Here is a 20,274-nt window from a genome sequence, read left to right as displayed (position 1 = left end):
GAACACAGTCCTCCTGAAACGACATGATCGCCGCAACCTCTCACCTGAGAGTGTTGCGACGATCATGTGAACCCGCCAACTGGTCGGGCCCTTCTTCATTGCGTTGGTGTCTTTACAGCGGGGCTGTCAGCCCGGGTTGCCCGGAGAGGTGAACGGGTCGGTGCCGTTGCAGAAGATCCAGATCACGCACGCGACGGCGATCCCGACGACCAGCCACAACACCGAGCCGATGAACGGTCTGCGGGCCCAGCCACGCGGATAGTCCAGTGAGTAGAGCCCCGGCCCGGTGAGGATGATGGCGGCGGCCGCCGCGGCCATCATGAGCTCGAACTCGACGCCGCTTGCGCTCGCGAAGAACTCGAACCCACCGGCGAGCGTTGTCTTGAATGCGGCTGCCAGCAGCATCACCGCGAGAATCGCCGACGCCCCGATCGGCGTGAGCAGCCCGACGATCACCATCAGACCGCCGATCGTCTCGGCGAGCGCGATACCCGCTGCCAGCGGCTTGGCGGCGTCCGCTGCGAATCCGATCGCGGGGTTCGCGGGATTGAGGAGTTCATTCTGGAACCCGTCGAGACCTGTGCCGGTCCACCAACCGAACAGGTGTGACAAACCGTGCGCCATCACGACGACTCCGACGGCCACGCGTAACAGCAGCAGCCCGAGGTCGAGGGTGCCGCGTCGCACGCGCGGCTCGGCGACCGCGAGCGACTCGTCATGGTCGGCGTGTACCGGCGCAGGCACTGCGTCGACGTCGGCCCGCGCACTGCTGAATCTCGCTGTATCGACGGGCTCAGGAGTGGCGGGGTCGACGGGTTCGGCCGTCGCGGAGTCGGCGGCGTCGTGTTCGGGTTGAGGGGTGGTCGTATCGATGATCGCGGTGTCGTGACGCTCGGTCGAGGCGGCGGTGACCGGGTGGGCAACGTCCCCGTGCTCGCGCGCAGGTTCGGGCGTTGCGGGCTCGGAGCTCGCGAAACGTTCGGTCGCGGCGTCGTCGATACGTTGCGGCGCGGGCCTGCGGCGCCGTCGATGCCCCGTCGCCCCCGCGGCCGACTCTGAGGACACTGCTGCCGGCGGCGTCGGCTTCCCAGCGGGTGGGGTCGTGGCGGAGAACGGGCGCGTCTGCACCTCGTCCGGATCGAGATCGTCGAGTTCGTCGACGCGAGTCATCCGTCCACGAGAGTGCCTGTCGTAGAAGGCATCACGGTCGTCGGCAGGACGTTGTTGGATGGGGATCTGCCCGGTCGTCTCGTCGTACGGACTCGCGGAGTCGCCGTCGGAACCAACGTAGGGTTTGTTGCTGCCCGTCTCCGCGTTGCCTGCCGCCACGCGCCCGGTGCCGCTGCCTGAACTTCCCCTCAGACCGCGATCGTCGGAGTTCGACGCCGCTCCGGAGACGTCGTCGGTAGAGGCCCGGTCGTCTCGTTCAGTCACACAGTCGACTGTAGAGCGTCGCCGACGGGCCACCGCCCAACAGCGCGCGGTGAGTCGTCGACCATCGCCTACTGTGGTGTGCATGCGAGAGGGGCGGAACAAGCGGCATCGAACCGCCGGATCCCGGCGGGTGCGCCTGTGGGCACTGCTGACGGGGGCGATCATGCTGGCGGCGGTCGTACTCACCGGGTGCGCAGACTTCTCCGCTCAGGACCGCGACCGCGCGGCAGGCGACTTCTCGGCCAACAACGATGCGCCCCAGAATCAGCAGCAGACGCCGACCCCCGAGCCCAGCACCCCGGAGAATCAGGGTCCGCCGCCGACAGGCCCGTGCGTCGACCCCGACCCCCAGGTCATCGCCACATGTCTCGCGTCGACCGGAGGACTCATGCCCGGCGACGATCAGGCGACCACAACGGTCGTCGCCGAACGCACGACGGGCAAACTGATCACCGCCAAGCGCTATGGACCGCAACGAGCGATCGCCTCGTTCGACGTCGACGGCTCGGGCGACGGCGGACTCGTCGACTTCGCGTTGTCTCCGACGTACAGCCAGGACCGGCTCATCTACGCCCTCATCACCACCCCGTCGGACAATCGCGTGGTCCGGATCGCGCCGGGCGACGTCGCCAAGCCGATTCTCACCGGGATTCCGAAGGGTGCCACCGGAAACATGGGGGCTTTGTACTTCCGCTCCCCCACCGAGCTCCTCGTCGCGACGGGCGATGCGGGTGATCCGTCGGCGGCGGCAAACCCTGCGTCGCTCGCGGGCAAACTGCTGTCCGTCACCTCGTTCGGGTCGGGCGCCAATCCGCCACCGAAAGTCGTCGCCTCCGGATTCGGATCGAACGTGGCACTGTGCCACAACGACACCGGAGCGCTCTACGTCGCCGATCGCACCTCGACCGAGGATCGCTTGCAGATCGTCGAGTCGGCCGGGCCCAAGGTGCTGTGGACGTGGCCGGACAAACCCGATGTCGCGGGTTGCGCGGTCTCATCGGGCCAGATCTTCGTAACCACCACGCGCACCCAGCAGATCCTCGCGCTCACCGAACCGACACGAGAGAAGCCGACGATCACTCCGCCTGCCGTCGTTCTCGAGAAGCGTTACGGCGCTTTGGGTCGGATCGTCAGCTCCGCAAGTGGCGCAATGCTTTTCGCGACCGTGAACAAGGCGTCGGGCAAGCCTGTCGCCACCGACGACCGCGTCGTGCGCTTCATTCCGCCCGCGTCGTCGGAGAATCGGACCTGAGGTACGAGCCTCGTTTTCCGTCACCCGTTCGTCGTACGGATTTCGCGATACTGCCGATCGGTGACATGGGCGCGCTCTACGCTGCCTTCACCACTGATCATTCAGCGAAAGGCACGGCCCATGCGTCGTCGCGTTCTGGTTCTCGTACTCTCGTTCTTCCTCGCCCTCGCATTCGGGTCTGCCGGTGTGGCCACCGCGGCACCGGGTTTGGGCTCCTCCGATTTCGGCAGTCTCGGCGGCATCCCCGGCCTGCCGGGCACCTCGGCCGGCTGTTCGGCGGAACTCTACAGCCCGGGCGATTGGCGCCTCGGCCCGAAGGAATTCGCCACGGAGGCGCCGGTCGGACCTCAGTTGGCCGGCTATAAGCGCCTCGGCAACTTCACCGACGGCAAGGACTTCCTGACCAAGTGGTGGGACCCGGACGCGAAGCCCAAAGCAAACTGGCGCTATCCGGAACAACAGGGGTACGTTATCAGGAACGGCAAGCCCATCAAGCACCGCGCCGCGCTGGACGTCGGCAAGAGCATCGACCGGTACGGCGGTGAGGGTGGCAACTTCTTCGCACCCACCGGCACGAGTTACATCAAACGGTCACTGCCGCCGTCGAATCTCGTCAACAGCTCCAGCCCCCGGTATTGCAACTACCACGTGTACCGCGTGGTCAAGCAACTCCCGATCTACACCGGCCCGATCGCACCGGCCTTCGAACAACCCGGTCTCGGCACTCAGTACGAGGTGGTCCCACAGCTTCTGCCGAGCCGCCCGGAGTGTGGAACCGACGTCAACGTCGGCTGGCTGCTGTGCGCCGGATACCTGCTGCAGACGTTCCCGCCGGTGACCAGCGGATGACCGGTATCGACAGCGGGCTCGGCGAGTCGATGACGACGCGCATCGTCGAGCTCGGCCGTCGTATGGGGGCGACCACCGACGACCTCCCCGAGCTGTCACGTCTGCGCGACGACGGTGTTCCATCATGCTGGCAGCAGGACGGCGTGTGGCATCTGACGGTCAGAGAACGTGCACGCATTCTCTCCGACCGACAGACCACCTCTGCCGACGAGTTTCTCTTCTTCGTCGCCGAACAGATATCGGATGCGAAGTCGCGACGACTGCACCCGCCCGGCACCCCGGATTTCCGCAGGGTGTCGTGGCAGGCGCAGTACGACATCCTGCACGGCGTCGACCCGGAGTGGGCAGACACGTGGCTCGGTCAGACGCGGTCACGACTGGTCGACGCCGGCGTCGACGACGATGTGCTCGCGCTTCTTCCAACGCGAGCTGATCGGCTCGGGCGTCGTCAGGAGCAGGCGGCGATGACCAGTTCTTTCACACGAGCCGGGTCGGCCTGACCGCGCGTCGCCTTCATGACGTCGCCCACGATCTTGCCTGCGGCCGCAACCTTGCCGCCCCGGATCTTGTCGGCGATGTCGGGGTTGGCGGCCAGTGCCTCGTCGACGGCCTTCTGCAGTGCGGAGTCGTCGCGCACCACCTCGAGGCCACGGTCGGCCACGATCTGCTCGGGTTCGCCCTCGCCGTCGAGCACCGCGACCGCGACCTGCTGCGCGAGCTTGGTGGTCAGCTTGCCCTCGTCGACGAGTCCGATGACCGAGGCGACCTGCGCCGGAGTGATGGCCAGATCGGCGAGTTCGACCTCGCGCGTATTGGCCTGTTGCGCGAGGAATGACACCCACCAGCCGCGCGCGGCTTCGGGAGCGGCACCCGCATCGACGGTCGCGATGATGAGGTCGACGGCGCCGACGTTGACCAGGTCACGCATGACCTCGTCGGACACGCCCCACTCGGTCTGGATCCGCGCGCGTCGCACCCACGGCAACTCAGGCAATGCGCCTTGGATCTCGGCCACCCATGCCGAATCCGGTTGCACGGGAGGCAGATCGGGCTCCGGGAAGTAGCGGTAGTCCTCCGCGGTCTCTTTACGACGCCCCGCCGAGGTGGTGCCGTCGGATTCGTGAAAGTGACGAGTCTCCTGCACGACCTCGCCGCCCGATTCGAGAACCGCTGCCTGCCTTCGCATTTCGTAAGTGACGGCGACCTCGACACTCTTGAGCGAGTTGACGTTCTTGGTCTCGGTGCGGGTGCCGAACTCGGAGGCATCCTTGCGCATCAACGACACATTGGCGTCGCAGCGCAGCGATCCCTGATCCATGCGGACGTCCGAGACGTCGAGTGACTTGAGGAGATCTCGCAACGCCGTGACGTAGGCGCGCGCGACCTCGGGTGCGCGCGCTCCGGCACCGGTGATCGGCTTGGTGACGATCTCGACGAGCGGCACACCCGCGCGGTTGTAGTCGAGGAGGGAGTGGTCGGCGCCGTGGATGCGGCCGTCGCCACCCACATGCAGCGACTTGCCCGTGTCCTCCTCCATGTGAGCGCGTTCGATCTCGACACGCCAGGTCGTTCCGTCGGAGAGCGCGACGTCGAGGTATCCCTCGTAGGCGATCGGGTCGTCGTACTGGGAGATCTGGTAGTTCTTCGGCTGGTCGGGATAAAAGTAGTTCTTCCGCGCAAAGGTGCTCGACGGCCGGATGGAACAGTTCAGCGCCAGTCCGATGCGTATCGCGTACTCGATGGCCTTGGCGTTGGCCACGGGGAGTGATCCGGGCAGGCCGATGCACACCGAGCACACCTGCGTGTTGGGATCGGCTCCGAAGGCGGTCGGGCACGCACAGAACATCTTGGTGTCGGTACCGAGCTCGACGTGCACCTCGAGTCCCATCACGGGATCGAACTTCTCGATGACCTCGTCGTAGTCCATCAGTTCGGCGGTCGCGGCAGTCATGGCGTCCAGTTTATGCGTGCGCGCATCGCCCGGTCGGTCGGGTCGTGTGCATCGACGGCGCGCATCACCGAGCCGCGCCGAGCGGGGCCCGTCAGCCGAAGATGACCCGCATTTCCTGATACTGGGCCGCGGGGACCTGCTTGTGGTTGGCCAGCGCCTCGTCGAAGGTGGTGCGCTCGATCTCGGTGCCACGCAGCACCACCATCTGCCCCCAGCCCTTGTCGGCGACGAGATCGGTCGTCGCCATGCCGAGTCTGGTGGCCAGGACGCGGTCGAACGCCGTCGGCACTCCACCGCGCTGTACGTGGCCGAGCACGGTTGCGCGGGTCTCGATTCCGGTGCGCTCCTCGATCATCGGGGCGAGGACCTCGGCGATGCCGCCCAGTCGGGGCCGGTTGAAGCCGTCGAGCCCCTTCGTCGAATGTGCGGTCTCCATCTCGGGCAGTTTGAAGCCCTCGGCGACGACGACCATCGGTGAGCGACCGCGGTTCTTCACGCTCGTCACCCAGGCGCAGATCTGATTGAGACTCTCGGGATGCTCCGGGATCAAGATGGCATGCGCGCCGCCCGCGATTCCGGAGTGCAATGCGATCCACCCCGCGTGACGGCCCATCACCTCGAGCACCATGCAGCGTTTGTGCGAGTTACCGGTGGTACGCAACCGGTCGATGGACTCAGTCGCGATCTCGACCGCGGTGTTGAAACCGAACGTGTAGTCGGTCGCGGCGATATCGTTGTCGATGGTCTTCGGCACGCCGACGATGTTGATGCCGTCTTCGAACAGGCGCTGCGACGCTGCGGCCGTGCCATCGCCGCCGATGGCGATCACACCGTCGATCTCGAGGTTCTTGAGGACCTTCTTGATGTTTTCCGCGCCACCGTCCGGCTCGGAGTACGGACCGAATCGACTGGTACCGAGGATGGTTCCGCCCTCGTGGCTCAGACCACGCACACGGGCGCGGTCGAGCTCGATGATGTCGCCGTAGACGAGTCCGTACCAGCCGTCACGAAAGCCGACGAACTCCTGCCCATAGACGGTTTCTCCCTTGAGAACCGCACCGCGGATGACCGCATTCAGACCCGGGCAGTCGCCTCCGGAGGTGAGAATGCCGTATCTCTTCGCCATGTCTCTTCGTGCCTTCCGCCGTCCGAGTTGCCGCTATCCGAGTTAGCCACCGGGGTGAACGCTCACTGGTGAACGCTTACTTGGGTGAACGCTGTCCAATCTAGTTGGCCGTCGTGCCGTGCGCCGTGCGACAGCGAATGCCGTACAGCCGGTGTTCATCACTTCACACCGTGCTCGTAGGCGTAGACGACGGCTTGGGCGCGATCGCGCAGGCCGAGTTTTCCCAACAATCCACTCACATGTGTCTTGACGGTCTGCTCGGTGACGTACAGTTCGCCCGCGATCTCGGCGTTCGACTTGCCCTCGGCGACCAGTTCGAGCACCTCACGCTCGCGCGGGGTGAGGGATGCGAGTTCCGGCGATGAGGTGCGGCGCTCACGCCGCGAGGTCACCTCGGCGATGAGTCGGCGGGTGATCGACGGCGCCAGCAGCGCATCGCCCGCCGCGACCACCCGCACAGCCCGGACGAGCTCGTCGGCGGGCGCATCCTTGAGCAGAAATCCCGACGCCCCGATCCGCAGCGCTTCGTACACGTAGTCGTCGATGTCGAAGGTCGTCAACATCAGCACGCGCGTCTTGCCCGCGGCGCCGTTCGCCGGAACGCCTGCGCCCGTACCGGATTCGACGCCCGCCTGACTCGCCAGGATGCGCTGCGCCGCCCACAACCCATCGCGCCTGGGCATCCGCACATCCATGAGCACGACGTCGGGGCTCACCCTGGCGCACAGTTCGACGGCCTCGACGCCGTCGGCGGCATCACCGAGCACCGAGAAGTCGGGTTGGGCGGCGAGCAACGCCGAGAATCCCTGTCGGACCATCGCCTGGTCGTCGACGATGACAAGCGTGATCGGCACCGGATGCACGCTACCTTTCTGCATCCGAAGAATCTGTATTTGATGAATCTGTATTTGATGAAGCAGTGGGGTCCGATGATGCGGTTGGGTCCGATGAAGTGATCGCGCGCTGGTTTCCGGTGGGAACCCACGCGCGGACGGCGAATCCGCCGTCAGGGGTGAGCGCGGTGACGAGTGATCCGCCGACGCTGCGCGCCCGATCGGTCATACCGGGGATACCGGCTCCGTTGCCCGCAAGATCCAGCGGCGGTTCGGTGCCCGGCCCGTTGACGACTGCGAGTTCGAGCTGACCTTGTGCACCGTCGCGCAGCCAGATGTCTGTCCGCGCTCCCGGCGCATGGCGGGTGGCGTTGGCCAGGGACTCCTGCACGATCCGATACACGGCCAGACCCGACGCCTCGCCGACGTCCGTTCCGGGCGTCGCCAGATGCAACTGCACGTCGGCTCCTGCCCGACGTGTCGCCTCAACCAACGACTCGATGTGTTCGAGCCCGGGGTTGGGCGCTGTCCGCGCACTCGACGCATTTGAGGTGTCGTCGGGTTCACGCAGCACGCCGAGGAGCTGGCGCACCTCGTCGAGCGAGGTGCGCGCCGCCACGGCGATCGCGTCGAATTCGGCCGCAGCGGCGTCGCTGACGTCGGGCAGTCGATACCGAGCGGTCTGCGCCATCACCACCACCATCGACATCCGGTGGGCAACGACGTCGTGGAGGTCACGCGCGATGCGTGCACGCTCCTGCAGGACGGCCGCCTCAGATTCCGCCGCCTTGGTCTCCTGGGTGCGCTCGGCCAGCTGCCTACGAGATGCCAGCAGCCCGCGCACAAGGGCGATGACGATGGCACCGAACGTCAGACCGAAGATCCATCCCGGCCGCTGGTCGTCGGGGGCCGAATTCGTCATCACCAACGTCGACGCCAACCAGATCACCGGCAGCCACCGGAGCGGGCATCGGAGTGCGGCCATGAACGACAGCACAAGGATTGCGATGATGTGCGTCACCTGGATCGACCACGGCCACCCGCCCACCGTGGGAACCACCGACCCGATGATCATCGCCGCGAGCAACGAGATCGCCCATCCCACAACGGGAGCCGACCACCCCAGCGCAACCGGCCATGCGATCGCCGCGGCCACGGCGGGCATCGCGTACGCCGGAACGTCGTGCGTCAGGCTCGATGTCGGCCATGCCACAGCGAACAGCACTGCGGCACACAGGAAGAAGAACACATTCGCGCGCGACGAAAAATAGCGTCGCACATCGGGATCCGACAGCGCGGGAATAGCGCGCACCTCGTCGACGAGGGCGGAGCCGGCCTTACGGAGCCCGGTCCGCACGTGCTTCATCATCAGATCACCTCGTCGTCCACCGTAGGCGAGTCGGCTCACGATGTCCTCATACCCAAGAGGGAGATCGGGGTCGCTCTGCGGTAGTGGGTCGACGACAGCGGTCACCGCGAATGGACTGTGCGACAACCCCACTCGCGGCCGATGTGGGTTGGTGCTCCGCATTTCTAGCGTCGATGACATGACTTCGAGCCACCGACTCCCCCATCGCACCCACCGACGTCGACGCTGGTCAGCCGCACTTCTGCTCGTCAGCGTCGCCGCGTTCGCCACCCTCCCCATGACGCCTGCCGGCCACGCGGCCGCGCAGTCGGCGGTCGCTTCGACGTCGAACACCGACACCTCCGACCACACCGCAACCACCGAAGACCCCGCGGCGGCCGCGGTCGTCAGGCGCCTTCTCGACGGCAACGGCGCCGGGGCACTAGCTGCCCTCCCACCCGACTTCGCTCCGACGATGGGGTACCGACCGGTGCTCGACGACGGCAAGGCGAGCAATCCTCATGGCGGCTGCTCGTCACCGGTCCCCATGCCCGCGTCGTTCGAACCACTCTGTCGCACTCATGATTTCGGCTATGACCTGCTGCGCTACTCGGCGCGGGTCGGCCATCCGTTGGGCGCCTGGGCGCGACTTGGCCTCGACACGTCGCTCGTGACGCGGATGCGTGAGACCTGTCACGACCCGCTGTGCGGGGGTGCGGCCGAGCTGGCACGCGTAGGACTCGGACTCAACACCTGGCACGAAGGCGAGGGCCCGCCACAAGACCGCAACAACCTCCTCACCGCGACGTTCTCGGCGATCGGACACCTCGTCCACGGCGATATCCACGGCGATCCCGACCGGAACAGCGACGCCGAGCGCGATGGCGCACAGGCACCGTCGGGGGCGACACGATGACGATCCCGGGGACCGATCGAGCACTCACCGCGCCTTCACCACCCCATCCGGCGATCGCCTGGGCGATCGTGCTCGCCGCCGGGGTAGGTCTCTGGCCGTCTCCTCTTCCGCGGACGCCGTGGCTCGCGGGCGTCGTGGTCGCCGTATGCGCCGCCGTTGCCGTGAGCGCCACGATGGTCGGGCTCAGACTGTGCCATCGTTCGCGGCGTGCGACTCGATGGTCACCAACCATCGCGGCGGGTGCGTTCCTGACGGTCGCGGCCGCGGCAAACATGTGGTGGCAGAACGGGATTCGCAGCGAGCTGGGCTACGCCCCGGTCGGCATCGAGTGGTTGGCGTTCCTGATCGGGCCGACACTAGCGGTGGTCGCCGCGATCGTCTGGCTGCCACGGCTGAGCGCGCTGGCCGTGGCAGGCGCCGTTTCAGTTGTCGCCGGACTGCTCACGCCCGCCTCGGGCACAGCGTCGGCGTCGACGTTGAGCGCCCAGGTGACCAGCGCGCGCGACGCGAATGCCCTTGTGCAGCAATGGGTCGACGCGGGCGGCCGCGGCGACGACGCCGTGCTGATCGCGGTCCCGACGGGCTCGGGTTGGATCGACGCCGGTGCGGTCACCGCGATCGGTGAACGCGTCGGCCGGATGCACACCATCACGCCCCGCTACGCGTCGACGCAGTCGTGGCGGGCGTTCGTCACAGACCGGGACGCCGCCGGACGCGCGTCTGTCGCTGTCGTTGCGGCAGTGACCTCCGCACTCGATTCCGTTCCCGCACAGCAACGTCCGCGCATCATCCTGTACGGCCAGAGCCTCGGCGCGATCGGAGCGGAGACGGCGCGGGTCTGGGCCGACGACCATCGACCCGGCACTGTCAGTGCCACCGTTCTCTCCGGGGTTCCCGCGGACACCGTCGCGACGCACACGCACGGATCGCCGCGCATCGTGATGGCGAACGCGACCGATCCGGTGACCACCTGGTCGGCGGCGGAGATCTGGCGCACTCCGTCACGCCCCTCCGAGACGGTCACTGTCGGCAAACCCACCCGCCGCGTCCCGTGGCTGCCCGTGGTGACGTTCGTGCAGAACTCCGCCGACCTCGCGGGATCGCTCGACGGTCCCGCAGGCGTCGGCCACCGGTACTCGGGGCTGGATCAGGCCCGAGGCCTGCCCGGAACCGATCAGACGATCGGACCGCGGGCGGCCTCGTATGCAGCGCCCACCCGGTAGAGCCGGTCGTCGGCGAGTGCGGGAGCCATGATCTGCAGTCCGACGGGCAGCCCGTCGTCTGCCGACAGACCCGACGGCACCGACATCGCCCCGACACCCGCAAGATTCACCGGGAGTGTGCACAGGTCGAAGAGGTACATGCTCAGCGGATCGTCGACCTTGTCGCCGATGGGGAACGCGGTGGTCGGCGTCGTCGGCGAAACGAGGACGTCGACGCTCTCGAACGCCGTCGAGAAGTCGCGCGCGATCAGTGTGCGGACCTTCTGTGCCTGGCCGTAGTACGCGTCGTAGTAGCCCGACGACAAGGCATAGGTACCGATCATGATGCGGCGCTTGACTTCCGGACCGAATCCGGCCTCGCGTGTCAGTGCCATGACCTCTTCGGCGCTGTGCTTACCGTCGTCGCCGACGCGCAGCCCGTACCGCATGCCGTCGAAGCGAGCGAGGTTCGACGACACCTCACTGGGGAGGATGAGGTAGTAGGCGCCGAGAGCGTAGGTGAAGTGCGGGCAGGAGACCTCGACGACCTCGGCGCCACGCTCGGTGAGCGTGGCGACCGCCTGCTCGAACGAGGCGAGCACGCCGGGCTGGTAGCCCTCGCCCTGCAGCTCGGTCACGACGCCGACCCGTACACCCGTCAGATCACCGGACGCTCCGGCACGTGCGGCGCCGACGACGTCGGGTACGGCAACGTCGATCGAGGTGGAATCGCGCGGGTCGTGTCCCGCGATGACCTCGTGCAGCAGCGCGGTGTCGAGGACGGTGCGGCCACACGGGCCACCCTGATCCAACGACGACGCGCAGGCGACGAGTCCGTAGCGGGACACCGTGCCGTAGGTCGGTTTGACGCCGACCGTCGCGGTGACGGCGGCGGGCTGACGGATCGAGCCACCGGTGTCGGTGCCGATCGCCAGCGGCGCCTGGTACGACGCGAGCGCCGCGGCGCTGCCACCGCCGGAACCGCCCGGAATGCGCGAGGTGTCCCAGGGATTGCGCGTCACCTGATAGGCGGAGTTCTCGGTGGAACTGCCCATCGCGAACTCGTCCATGTTGGTCTTGCCGAGGATCGGGATGCCCGCCGCACGCAGCCGCGCGGTCACGGTCGCGTCATACGGAGGAACCCAGCCCTCGAGGATCTTCGAGCCGCACGTGGTGGGCGCGTCGGTCGTGGTGAACACGTCCTTGAGCGCGAGCGGCACGCCGGTGAGCGGCGACGACGCCTCACCGGCCGCGACAGCGTCGTCGGCGGCCTTGGCGGCGACGAGCGCCTCGGAGCCACTCACATGCAGAAACGCACCGAGCTGGTCGTCGATCTCGGCGATGCGGTCGAGGTGCGCCTGGGTGACCTCGACCGACGAGAGCTCTCGGGACGCGATCTTCTCGCCGAGTTCTGCGGCCGAGAGTCCGGTGATGTCTGTGGCGGCGCGGGTGGCCGGTGTCTGAGAACTCACTGTTCCTCCCCCAGGATCTGCGGAACGGCGAACCGGTCCTGCTCGACGGCGGGCGCACCGGAGAGCGCCTGTTCGGTGGTCAGGCCGGGCTTGACGACGTCCTCACGCAACACGTTGGCCAGCGCCGCCGGGTGGGCGGTCGGGGGAACGTCGTCGGCAGCGACCTCGGAGACCTGCGCGACATGCGTCAAGATCGAATCGAGCTGTTGGGCATAGAGATCGAGCTCGACGTCGCTCAGCGCGAGCCGCGACAGCCGCGCCAGGTGCGCGACCTGCTCACGCGAGATCGTCGAGCCTGCGTCCTTCGACCCAGATCCGTCAGACATTTGAAGAGATCACGTCCTTCCTCACCAACAAACCCACCGGCATCGGCGAAAGCGCACCGACAACCCCATCAAGCCTAGGCGACGACGCTCTCGGCCGATTCGACGCGGTCCTCGACGATGAGCTTGCCGACGAGGCGCGACCCCGACCGCGAATACACGTGTTTCTGACACACGCGCGCGAAGCTTCGCTCGCACCTGTCAGAAGCACGTGTTTTCTCCGGGCCGGGAGTGTCAGTCGGCGACCACATTCGACGCTCCTCAATGGAGCCACGGCTTGAGTCGACGGGTGATCCACGGCAGCACCAGGTACACCATGAGCGGAGTGTTGATCAGTGTCGCGATCAACGTCTTGAGCACCAGGGGCATCCCACCGAGATGGGGAATCACCAGGAAGTTGATCAGCAGAGACATCGGGAAGAAGCCCAGCCAGATGGTGACCGCCTGCTTCCACCGCGGCGGCGGTGCGCCCATCACCCGGACCGCGTTGGTCAGCGTCGACTGTGGTTCGAACCACCCCTCGATACCCGAGAGGCGATGCGTCGCATACTCGACGGCCACACCCTCACCGCGCGACAACCACGCTCTGCGCACCGGCGAGGAGTTCCAATCCTCGAGCGCATCGTCGTCGGCGAAGCGGTAGACGACGTAGTACTCGTCGGGCTTGCTGCTCGACCGCAACCATCCGCCGCCGAGGAAGCCGGGGAACGTGCGGGCCAGCGCGATCCCGGCGTCTGTCCAGGTGACGAAGTCGTGTTCACGCCCTGACTCGATGCGTCGCGCGACGGACGTCGTGACGTGCTGTGTGGCGGGCGCGTCGTCGTGATCGGGAACCGAAACCATGTCCTCCATCGTGGCAACAGCGCGCGGCCTATGCCATCCGAGCACGCCCGCGGCCACGGTGCGACAATGTCGCACGTGTCATATCTGCTGCGCGTGTACCTCGAGGACCGCCCTGGCAGCCTCGGACTGCTCGCCGTGCAGCTCGGGTCCGTCGGCGCCGACATCCTGTCTCTCGAGGTCGTCGAACGGGGCGACGGTTACGCCGTCGACGACCTCGTCGTCGATGTCACACCCGGCTCGCTCCCCGATGCGTTGATCACGGCGGCCGAACGGGTCACCGGCGTGCGCGTCGACTCCATTCGTCCCTACAGCGGGCTACTCGACACTCACCGTGAACTCGAACTGGTCGACCAGGTGGCCACTGCAGACCATGACCGCCTGCAGGTCCTCGTCGACAACGCACCCCGCGTACTGCGTGTGTCGTGGGCGATGGTCGTCACCAGAGCCGCAGGTGGCGTGCTCTCGCTCTACGGCAGCTCCGGTGCGCCCGAGACTCCGCTGACCAGCGCTGACTGGCTTCCGCTCAGCGAGGCCGCGCAGCTCGATCCCGACGCCGACTGGGTGCCCGGGGCCTGGCAGGAGATGGACACCCGCATGGCCGCGGCCCCTCTAGGTGATGGCAGGAAGGCCCTGCTGCTCGGCAGGATCGGCGGGCCCGACTTCCGGCCGTCGGAGATCGCGCGTCTCGGCTACCTCTCGGGCATCGTCAGCACAGTGCTCCGCACCGAGACGTAGCCAGCTGTCACACACCTGAGCGGGAATTGACGAGACGACGAGTCACTCGCGAATTGTCATGCGCGACAGCTTGTCTCCGCTCACGGTGTAGGTGAATGTCGACGGGCCATTGAATCCGTCCCCGCCGACAGTCGCGATGACGACGGTGTCGGCATCGGTCGTGGTGACCTTCGTGACGTCGAGAGTGACGTTCTTACCGATGAATTCGTTGTCGCTCCAACCGGTGATCGCGTCGGGTCCGGTGAAGACCCGACCCCAATCGTCGACGGAGCCGTCCGGCGTAAAGGCGTCGAGAAACGCCTGCAGATCGCCCGCGTTCGTCGCGTCGATCGACGCGGCGACGGGAGCGGGTAGCGAGGTGGTCATGTGATCTCCTTGATGAATCGCGTCGGGCAGGCACTCGGATCCGCAAGCAATCCATCGGTGCCAGGTGAGCAAGTACGGCCAGATCCAGTCTGACCGGGTCAGCGCGTGGTGTACCCCCCGTTCGCGAAGATTGTTTGTCCGGTGATCCAGTGCCCTTCTGTCGCAAGGAAGGTCACGATCGGCGCGATGTCTTCGATTCGGGTGAGCCGGTTTCCCATCGCCTGTGACTTGTGGAATTCCACACGCTCCGGCGTCTCTTGCGGATAGAAGAACGGCGTGTCCATCGGTCCGGGTCCGATGTTGTTGACCGAGATGCCGCGATCGGCGAACTCCTTGGAAGCCGCGCGGGCGAAGTGCTCGACAGGCGCCTTACCGCCGGCGTACGTCGAGTAGCCGTCGGTGTAGGCCGCGAGCAGAGAGGTGACGATGGTGATGATCGCACCGTCGTCGTTGAGTCGCTTTCCTGCTTCCTGAAGAAAGAAGTACGCAGCCTTAGCATTGATGTCGAACATCGAATCGTATTCGGCCTCAGTCGTTTCGACGATGGGCTTGCGCAGCACCTTGCCAACGGTGTTGACCGCGATGTCGACGCCACCGAATGCGCCGACAGCCTCGTCGAAGAGCGCGGCGACCGCGGCAGGAGCGGTGAGGTCTCCCTGAACGATGATCGCCTTGCCGCCCAGCTCTTCGACCGCGGCCGCGGTCTTCTCCGCCTCCGGCCTGCTGGCATCGCTGTTGTAGTGGACGGCGACGTTGGCGCCGTGTCCCGCGAGATCGCGCGACACGAGTCCACCGAGATTCTTCGCACCTGCCGCCACGACGGCACTCTTGCCGTCGAGAGGGCGAGTGAGAACGGATGAGCTCTGATTTTGCGTCATGCCTCCGACGGTAGGAATCCCGATACTCCAATTCAATCGGATCTTGCTGGACTTTACTCAAGTAAGATTTGCGCTATGTCCGAGTTGGGAGACGCTGCCGCACTGGACACCCGACGGCTCGAACAGTTTGTCGCCGTCGCGCAGGCGGGGACTCTGGCGGCAGCGGCAGAGCAGACGTTTCTCACTCAGCAGGCGCTGTCGACGGCATTGCGCCAACTCGAGCGCGAGGTCGGCGTCGCGTTGTTCGACCGGTCGGGTCGACGACTCGTGCTGACCGCGGCAGGCGAGGATCTCCTCGAGGGGGCGCTTCCACTACTCGCGGGCGCGCGCGGACTCGCGCGATCGGTCCGACGTCGAGCAGCCGGGGTTCCCGACCCTTTCACCATCGGACACTCACCCGCCCTGTCGGGCGACGAGGCCTTCGCGCTCATCGAACCCGCGCTCAAGCTGCATCCCGACGTATCGGTGACGCTGATCAAGACTTTTCCCGACCGGTTCACCGACCAATTGTTGTCGGGCGAGATCGATCTCGTGATGCGTCGCGGTGTCGAGACACCGCCGCAACTGACCTCGTCGATCGTCACCTACCATCCGCTGCGGCTGGCGATGGCGGCCGACCATCGCCTGGCCGACGCAGACACCATCTCGGTGCGAGATCTCGTGGACGTGCCCATCGTCGTGTGGGCTCCGGAGCGGCATTCCTTCTACACCGACTTCTTGGTCGCGCATCTGCGCCGCAGCGGCGTGGAGCCGACGTTGCGCGTCTGCCGTGTCCAGGGTGCTCCACCCGCGACAGCAGTACTCGTCGACAACAGCGCTGTCGCGTTCGTGACCGATCCCGCCGGCGCCAGTCACGAAAGTCGGGTCATCGTCAAGGATTTCGACTATCCGCCGCTGACCCCGGTGCAGGCGCTGTGGCTGCCGCACACGGTTTCAGCGTTCAGGTCATCACTGCTCAACTCGGCTCCGGGTCAGACTCCGGAATAGCACGCGCAGGCCCCTCCCCCGTTTCCAGCAGACGCTTGAAATCGTCTTCGTCGAGCACGGGCACGCCGAGTTGTTCGGCCTTGGCCGCTTTGCTGCCGGGCGCGTCGCCGACGACCACGTAGTCGGTCTTCTTCGATACCGACCCCGACGCCTTGCCGCCGCGCGCCAAGATGGCCTCCTTGGCGCCGTCGCGGGAGAAGTCCTGTAGCGAGCCGGTGACGACGATGGTCTTGCCCTCGAGTGTGCGCACGATGGACTCGTCGCGCTCGTCCTCCATGGAAACCCCTGCAGCACGCCACTTCTCGACGATCTCGCGGTGCCAGTCGACGGCAAACCAGTCGTGAATGCTCTGCGCGAGGGTTCCGCCGAGTCCCTCGACGTCGGCGAGTTGTTCGGGCGTCGCGTCTTCGATCGCCTGTAGCGAGCCGAATTCGGTTGCGAGAGAACGCGCCGCGGTGGGGCCGACGTGACGGATCGACAGCGCGACGAGCACCCGCCAGAGCGGAACATCCTTGGCGCCTTGCAGATTGACGAGCAGACGCTTACCGTTCGCCGAGAGCTTGCCGTCCTTGGTGGTGAACAGGTCGACCTTGGCGAGATCGTCGGCGGTCAGTGAGAACAGGTCGCCCTCGTTGACGATGACCCCCGAGCTCAGCAGTGCGGTCGCTGCCTCGTACCCGAGCGCCTCGATGTCGAAGGCGCCGCGGCCCGCGAGGTGGAACAGCCGCTCGCGCAGCTGCGCGGGACAGGATTTCGCGTTGGGACAACGGATGTCGGCGTCGCTGTCTTTCTCGGGCCGCAGCGTGGAACCGCATTCCGGACAGCGCTCCGGCATCACGAATGCGCGCTCACTACCGTCGCGCAACTCCACCACCGGACCGAGCACCTCGGGAATCACGTCGCCCGCCTTGCGGATGGTGACCGTGTCGCCGATCAGCACACCCTTCCGGCGGACCTCCGACTCGTTGTGCAGCGTGGCGCGCGAGACCGTCGAACCTGCGACGAGCACCGGTTCCATGAAGGCGAACGGCGTGACGCGCCCCGTTCGGCCGACACCGACCTTGATGTCGAGCAGCTTGGTGGTGGCCTCCTCGGGCGGGTACTTGTACGCGATCGCCCAGCGAGGAGCGCGCGAGGTGGAGCCGAGCCGACGCTGCTTCGCGAAGTCGTCGACCTTGACGACGATGCCGTCGATCTCGTGCTCGACGTCGTGGCGGTGCTCGCCCCAGTAGGCGATACGGTCGAGGATGGCGTCGGCTCCCGACACCTTGGTCGTGTGCGTCGACACCGGTAGCCCCCACGCCCCGATGGCAAGGTAGGCGTCGTGCAGAGACTTCGGTTTCCAGCCCTCGGTGTGGCCGAGCCCATGGCAGATCATCCGGAGCCGACGTCTGGCTGTGATCTGCGGGTTCTTCTGCCGCAGTGAACCCGCCGCGGAGTTGCGGGGGTTGGCGAAGGGGGCTTTGCCGTCGTCGACGAGCGATGCGTTGAGCGCCTCGAAATCCTCGACGCGGAAGAACACCTCACCGCGGACCTCGAGAACATGCGGGATCGGGTACTCGTCGGTTGCGGACAGCCGCGCCGGGACGTCTTCGATGGTGCGGGCGTTGAGCGTGACGTCCTCGCCGGTGCGTCCGTCGCCGCGGGTGACGGCGTGGTCGAGTACGCCGTCGATGTAGACCAGCGCGAGCGCGACGCCGTCGATCTTGAGTTCGCACAGGTACTCGGTGCCGACACCGACCTCCTCCTCGACCCGCGAGACCCACGTGCGCATCTCGTCGCCGTCGAAGACGTTGTCGAGTGACAGCATCCGTTCGAGATGGTCGACCGGGGTGAACGCCGTGGAGAATCCCCCACCGACCAGCTTGGTCGGCGAATCGGGCGTTGCGAGCTCGGGATGCGTGTCCTCGAGTTCCTGCAGTCGACGCAGGAGATGGTCGAACTCGCCGTCGGAGATGATCGGCGCGTCCTTGACGTAATAGCGGAACTGGTGGTCGCGTATCTCTTCAGCGAGCTTCGACCACTGCTCACGCAGATCCGCGCTGGGATCCCTCGTCGTGGGATCCGTGGTTCCGACGTCTTGTGCCACCCTCAAAGACTATCGAAGGGCACCGACACGCCCTCCCGCTCGGCTACCGTCCCCTATCGTCGACCTATGCCGCACCCCATCGCGTTCGACGATGCCGATCCGCTGCTCGGCCGAGTGCGCACGATCGCACTCGCGCTACCCGACGCCACCGAGGTCGTCGCACACGGCCGGCCGACGTTCCGCTGCGGGAAGATGTTCGGCACCTACGGCGGAAGCGTCAAGGGCGGCGAGCGCCACGACCAGTCGGTGCTGTTCATTCCCGACGACGCCGAACGCGACGCCCTCGTCGACGATCCGCGGTTCTTCCTCCCCGCGTACGTCGGCGTGTACGGCTGGCTCGGACTGCTTCTCGACAAGAAGACCGACTGGGACGAGGTCGCCGAGCTTCTCGACGCGAGCTACCGCCAGGTGGCGCCGAAGAAGTCGTTGGCCAAGCTTCCGCCACTCTGAGGCGTCCACGGGTCTTCCGGACTGAGCGACCGACCCACCGGGACGCATGAATGTGTGTCGAATCCGAGGATGTGTGTGCTGCAGCACCCACATCTTTCGAAACGACACACATTCAGGTGAGCGCCTGGCCCCACCAGTCCCCCGCCGCCCCGACCTCGGCCGCCAGCCCTCCACGCAGCCGTCACAGCGCCTGCGGGTCCTCCGAAAGCAGATCGCCTGCGCGTGCGCAGATGCCCAGGGCGGTGCGTGCCCACGCGGGCGACGCCCCGGCCAGACCACACGTCGGAGTCGCGATCACGTTGTCGGACAGCACTTTTCGATCCAGCCCGATGCGATCGGTGATCGCGGCCAACCCGCTGGCGACCGTTTCGGCGCGGGCGCGTCGGTCGGCCCGCTGCGCCGACACCACGCCCGCGACGAGGACATCCCCACGTTCGATCAAGGCACCGATTCCGTCGAGGGTCTCGGTGTCGAGCACGTCTGGCCCCGAGGAGATCGCGGCGTCGAGCACCACCGAATGTCCGACGCCGTGCAACCGCCCGATCAGATCCCAGCGGGGCGCTCCGCAGTTGTGCACGATCGCCGGTCTACCCACCTGTTCGACGATGCCCGCGAGCGCGTCCACCATTTCGGGCAGCGGGATCGCGCGGATCGGATCGAGGCGGGTCAGCGGAGTCACCGTGCCGTCGAGGACGGCGCCGATCAGAGGTTCGTCGAGCTGCACGGTCACCTGCGCGCCGAGACGTCGGGCAACCTCCTGAGCGTGCTCACGCAGCCCCTCGGCGGTCGACTCGACGACGTCATGCCACGCCCCGACGTCGCGGAGCACCTTGTGGCCGTTGGGCAGCTCGACCGAGGCGGAGAAGGTGAACGGCCCGCACACCGCCACCTTCACACTCCGCCCGGTACCGATGAATCCCGCTGTGTCCCACAGTTCTTCGAGTGCGTCGAGGTCGAACCGCAGATAGTCCGACGCCGCTCGGGTGACGGCGGAGGGTCGTGCCGCGAGACGATAGCCCCACGGTCCGGCGTCGATCGGCATGTCGACGAGCAGGGTGCCCATCCGGCCGACCATGTCGGCCCCGATCCCGCGCGCGGGCAACTCGGCGAGGTAGGTGAAGTCGAGTTCGCCGCCCACGATCGCCGCGGCCTCTGTCGGATCGGTGCCCGGCATGGAGCCGACACCCGTACCGACACCGGTCGGCAGCGACGTCATCACA

At 66.7% G+C, this 20,274-nt stretch carries 20 protein-coding genes; 8 read left to right on the top strand and 12 right to left on the bottom strand.

From position 1 onward, the window contains the following. Window positions 1-126: 126 nt before the first annotated feature. Window positions 127-1,329 carry a DoxX family protein gene (locus A5766_RS05135; protein WP_064903659.1) on the bottom strand — a complete coding sequence of 401 codons (1,203 nt, stop codon included), beginning with the start codon at window positions 1,327-1,329 and terminating at the stop codon, window positions 127-129. A 187-nt stretch (window positions 1,330-1,516) separates the two neighbouring features. Between A5766_RS05135 and A5766_RS05130 the strand changes: the two genes are divergently transcribed. From A5766_RS05130 to A5766_RS05120, 3 genes are all read left to right on the top strand, one after another. After that, the gene (locus tag A5766_RS05130) at window positions 1,517-2,686 is read left to right on the top strand and encodes a PQQ-dependent sugar dehydrogenase (RefSeq protein WP_082946522.1); all 1,170 of its coding nucleotides are present in this window, start codon (window positions 1,517-1,519) and stop codon (window positions 2,684-2,686) included. A gap of 120 nt (window positions 2,687-2,806) precedes the next feature. After that, window positions 2,807-3,535, top strand: coding sequence for a TNT domain-containing protein (locus A5766_RS05125; RefSeq protein WP_005205240.1), 729 nt, complete (start codon window positions 2,807-2,809; stop codon window positions 3,533-3,535). Then, complete coding sequence (locus tag A5766_RS05120; protein ID WP_082965449.1) at window positions 3,532-4,035, top strand: Imm63 family immunity protein; 504 nt, start codon at window positions 3,532-3,534, stop codon at window positions 4,033-4,035. The genes A5766_RS05125 and A5766_RS05120 overlap by 4 nt, the downstream gene beginning before the upstream one ends. On the opposite strand, the gene gatB is transcribed toward A5766_RS05120, so the two are convergent. The 4 genes from gatB to A5766_RS05100 all read right to left on the bottom strand — a co-directional run bounded on the left by gatB (window position 3,984) and on the right by A5766_RS05100 (window position 8,811). Beyond that, window positions 3,984-5,486, bottom strand: a complete 1,503-nt coding sequence (gene gatB / locus A5766_RS05115; RefSeq protein ID WP_005205244.1) for an Asp-tRNA(Asn)/Glu-tRNA(Gln) amidotransferase subunit GatB — start codon at window positions 5,484-5,486, stop codon at window positions 3,984-3,986. The two genes, A5766_RS05120 and gatB, sit on opposite strands and share 52 nt — an antisense overlap. A 91-nt stretch (window positions 5,487-5,577) precedes the next feature. Beyond that, the gene (locus A5766_RS05110) at window positions 5,578-6,612 is read right to left on the bottom strand and encodes an ATP-dependent 6-phosphofructokinase (RefSeq protein WP_005205247.1); all 1,035 of its coding nucleotides are present in this window, start codon (window positions 6,610-6,612) and stop codon (window positions 5,578-5,580) included. Window positions 6,613-6,770: 158 nt separating this feature from the next. Beyond that, entirely contained in the window at window positions 6,771-7,466 is a 696-nt protein-coding gene (locus A5766_RS05105; RefSeq protein ID WP_039855305.1) for a response regulator, read from the bottom strand. 10 nt (window positions 7,467-7,476) lie between these two features. Further along, window positions 7,477-8,811, bottom strand: a complete 1,335-nt coding sequence (locus A5766_RS05100) for a sensor histidine kinase (protein ID WP_082946528.1) — start codon at window positions 8,809-8,811, stop codon at window positions 7,477-7,479. Between the two features lie 181 nt (window positions 8,812-8,992). On the opposite strand from A5766_RS05100, the gene A5766_RS24650 reads away from it, so the two are divergent. Together A5766_RS24650 and A5766_RS05090 are read left to right on the top strand one after the other, a co-directional pair. Next, the gene (locus tag A5766_RS24650) at window positions 8,993-9,709 is read left to right on the top strand and encodes a hypothetical protein (RefSeq protein ID WP_174273039.1); all 717 of its coding nucleotides are present in this window, start codon (window positions 8,993-8,995) and stop codon (window positions 9,707-9,709) included. Further along, a complete protein-coding gene (locus A5766_RS05090) occupies window positions 9,706-10,932 on the top strand; it encodes an alpha/beta-hydrolase family protein (protein WP_005205257.1) in 1,227 nt (408 codons plus the stop codon). The genes A5766_RS24650 and A5766_RS05090 overlap by 4 nt, the downstream gene beginning before the upstream one ends. On the opposite strand, the gene gatA is transcribed toward A5766_RS05090, so the two are convergent. From gatA to A5766_RS05075, 3 genes are all read right to left on the bottom strand, one after another. After that, entirely contained in the window at window positions 10,884-12,383 is a 1,500-nt protein-coding gene (gatA, locus tag A5766_RS05085; RefSeq protein ID WP_064864015.1) for an Asp-tRNA(Asn)/Glu-tRNA(Gln) amidotransferase subunit GatA, read from the bottom strand. The two genes, A5766_RS05090 and gatA, sit on opposite strands and share 49 nt — an antisense overlap. Next, window positions 12,380-12,709 (bottom strand): Asp-tRNA(Asn)/Glu-tRNA(Gln) amidotransferase subunit GatC, encoded by a 330-nt coding sequence (gene gatC, locus A5766_RS05080; RefSeq protein ID WP_064864013.1) that lies wholly within the window; start codon window positions 12,707-12,709, stop codon window positions 12,380-12,382. The genes gatA and gatC overlap by 4 nt, the downstream gene beginning before the upstream one ends. A 258-nt stretch (window positions 12,710-12,967) precedes the next feature. After that, a complete protein-coding gene (locus tag A5766_RS05075) occupies window positions 12,968-13,558 on the bottom strand; it encodes an antibiotic biosynthesis monooxygenase (protein WP_064864023.1) in 591 nt (196 codons plus the stop codon). A gap of 57 nt (window positions 13,559-13,615) precedes the next feature. Here A5766_RS05075 and A5766_RS05070 point away from each other — a divergent pair, with 57 nt between their 5' ends. Beyond that, entirely contained in the window at window positions 13,616-14,284 is a 669-nt protein-coding gene (locus tag A5766_RS05070; RefSeq protein ID WP_064864021.1) for a hypothetical protein, read from the top strand. A gap of 42 nt (window positions 14,285-14,326) precedes the next feature. Here the strand turns inward: A5766_RS05070 and A5766_RS05065 are convergent, their stop codons facing one another. Together A5766_RS05065 and A5766_RS05060 are read right to left on the bottom strand one after the other, a co-directional pair. Further along, complete coding sequence (locus tag A5766_RS05065) at window positions 14,327-14,650, bottom strand: nuclear transport factor 2 family protein (protein WP_064864011.1); 324 nt, start codon at window positions 14,648-14,650, stop codon at window positions 14,327-14,329. Between the two features lie 98 nt (window positions 14,651-14,748). After that, on the bottom strand, window positions 14,749-15,528 hold the full coding sequence (locus tag A5766_RS05060) for an SDR family oxidoreductase (protein WP_064864009.1): 780 nt from the start codon (window positions 15,526-15,528) through the stop codon (window positions 14,749-14,751). A 75-nt stretch (window positions 15,529-15,603) separates the two neighbouring features. Here A5766_RS05060 and A5766_RS05055 point away from each other — a divergent pair, with 75 nt between their 5' ends. After that, window positions 15,604-16,515, top strand: coding sequence for a LysR family transcriptional regulator (locus A5766_RS05055; protein ID WP_064864007.1), 912 nt, complete (start codon window positions 15,604-15,606; stop codon window positions 16,513-16,515). Here the strand turns inward: A5766_RS05055 and ligA are convergent. After that, a complete protein-coding gene (gene ligA, locus A5766_RS05050) occupies window positions 16,484-18,604 on the bottom strand; it encodes an NAD-dependent DNA ligase LigA (protein WP_064903657.1) in 2,121 nt (706 codons plus the stop codon). The genes A5766_RS05055 and ligA overlap by 32 nt on opposite strands. Before the next feature lie 66 nt (window positions 18,605-18,670). On the opposite strand from ligA, the gene A5766_RS05045 reads away from it, so the two are divergent. Further along, a complete protein-coding gene (locus tag A5766_RS05045) occupies window positions 18,671-19,054 on the top strand; it encodes an MmcQ/YjbR family DNA-binding protein (RefSeq protein ID WP_064864004.1) in 384 nt (127 codons plus the stop codon). 181 nt (window positions 19,055-19,235) lie between these two features. On the opposite strand, the gene A5766_RS05040 is transcribed toward A5766_RS05045, so the two are convergent. Beyond that, on the bottom strand, window positions 19,236-20,270 hold the full coding sequence (locus tag A5766_RS05040; RefSeq protein ID WP_064864002.1) for a vitamin-B12 independent methionine synthase: 1,035 nt from the start codon (window positions 20,268-20,270) through the stop codon (window positions 19,236-19,238). Between the last annotated feature and the right edge of the window lie 4 nt (window positions 20,271-20,274).

The organism is Gordonia sp. 852002-51296_SCH5728562-b (assembly GCF_001665475.1).
Lineage (GTDB): Bacteria > Actinomycetota > Actinomycetes > Mycobacteriales > Mycobacteriaceae > Gordonia > Gordonia sputi.
Note: the sequence above shows the minus strand (reverse complement) of the source record. Positions and strands in the feature narration are given on the sequence as shown.

Bases quoted from the DNA above. Each gene is read 5' to 3' on its own strand.
- A5766_RS05045 (WP_064864004.1), top strand. From the start codon at position 18,671: ATGCCGCACCCCATCGCGTTCGACGATGCCGATCCGCTGCTCGGCCGA.
- A5766_RS05060 (WP_064864009.1), bottom strand. From the start codon at position 15,528: ATGACGCAAAATCAGAGCTCATCCGTTCTCACTCGCCCTCTCGACGGC.
- A5766_RS05055 (WP_064864007.1), top strand. From the start codon at position 15,604: ATGTCCGAGTTGGGAGACGCTGCCGCACTGGACACCCGACGGCTCGAA.
- A5766_RS05075 (WP_064864023.1), bottom strand. From the start codon at position 13,558: ATGGAGGACATGGTTTCGGTTCCCGATCACGACGACGCGCCCGCCACA.
- A5766_RS05065 (WP_064864011.1), bottom strand. From the start codon at position 14,650: ATGACCACCTCGCTACCCGCTCCCGTCGCCGCGTCGATCGACGCGACG.
- A5766_RS05110 (WP_005205247.1), bottom strand. From the start codon at position 6,612: ATGGCGAAGAGATACGGCATTCTCACCTCCGGAGGCGACTGCCCGGGT.
- A5766_RS05120 (WP_082965449.1), top strand. From the start codon at position 3,532: ATGACCGGTATCGACAGCGGGCTCGGCGAGTCGATGACGACGCGCATC.
- A5766_RS05040 (WP_064864002.1), bottom strand. From the start codon at position 20,270: ATGACGTCGCTGCCGACCGGTGTCGGTACGGGTGTCGGCTCCATGCCG.
- gatB (WP_005205244.1), bottom strand. From the start codon at position 5,486: ATGACTGCCGCGACCGCCGAACTGATGGACTACGACGAGGTCATCGAG.
- A5766_RS05125 (WP_005205240.1), top strand. From the start codon at position 2,807: ATGCGTCGTCGCGTTCTGGTTCTCGTACTCTCGTTCTTCCTCGCCCTC.
- A5766_RS24650 (WP_174273039.1), top strand. From the start codon at position 8,993: ATGACTTCGAGCCACCGACTCCCCCATCGCACCCACCGACGTCGACGC.
- gatC (WP_064864013.1), bottom strand. From the start codon at position 12,709: ATGTCTGACGGATCTGGGTCGAAGGACGCAGGCTCGACGATCTCGCGT.
- A5766_RS05100 (WP_082946528.1), bottom strand. From the start codon at position 8,811: ATGAAGCACGTGCGGACCGGGCTCCGTAAGGCCGGCTCCGCCCTCGTC.
- A5766_RS05090 (WP_005205257.1), top strand. From the start codon at position 9,706: ATGACGATCCCGGGGACCGATCGAGCACTCACCGCGCCTTCACCACCC.
- A5766_RS05130 (WP_082946522.1), top strand. From the start codon at position 1,517: ATGCGAGAGGGGCGGAACAAGCGGCATCGAACCGCCGGATCCCGGCGG.
- A5766_RS05070 (WP_064864021.1), top strand. From the start codon at position 13,616: ATGTCGCACGTGTCATATCTGCTGCGCGTGTACCTCGAGGACCGCCCT.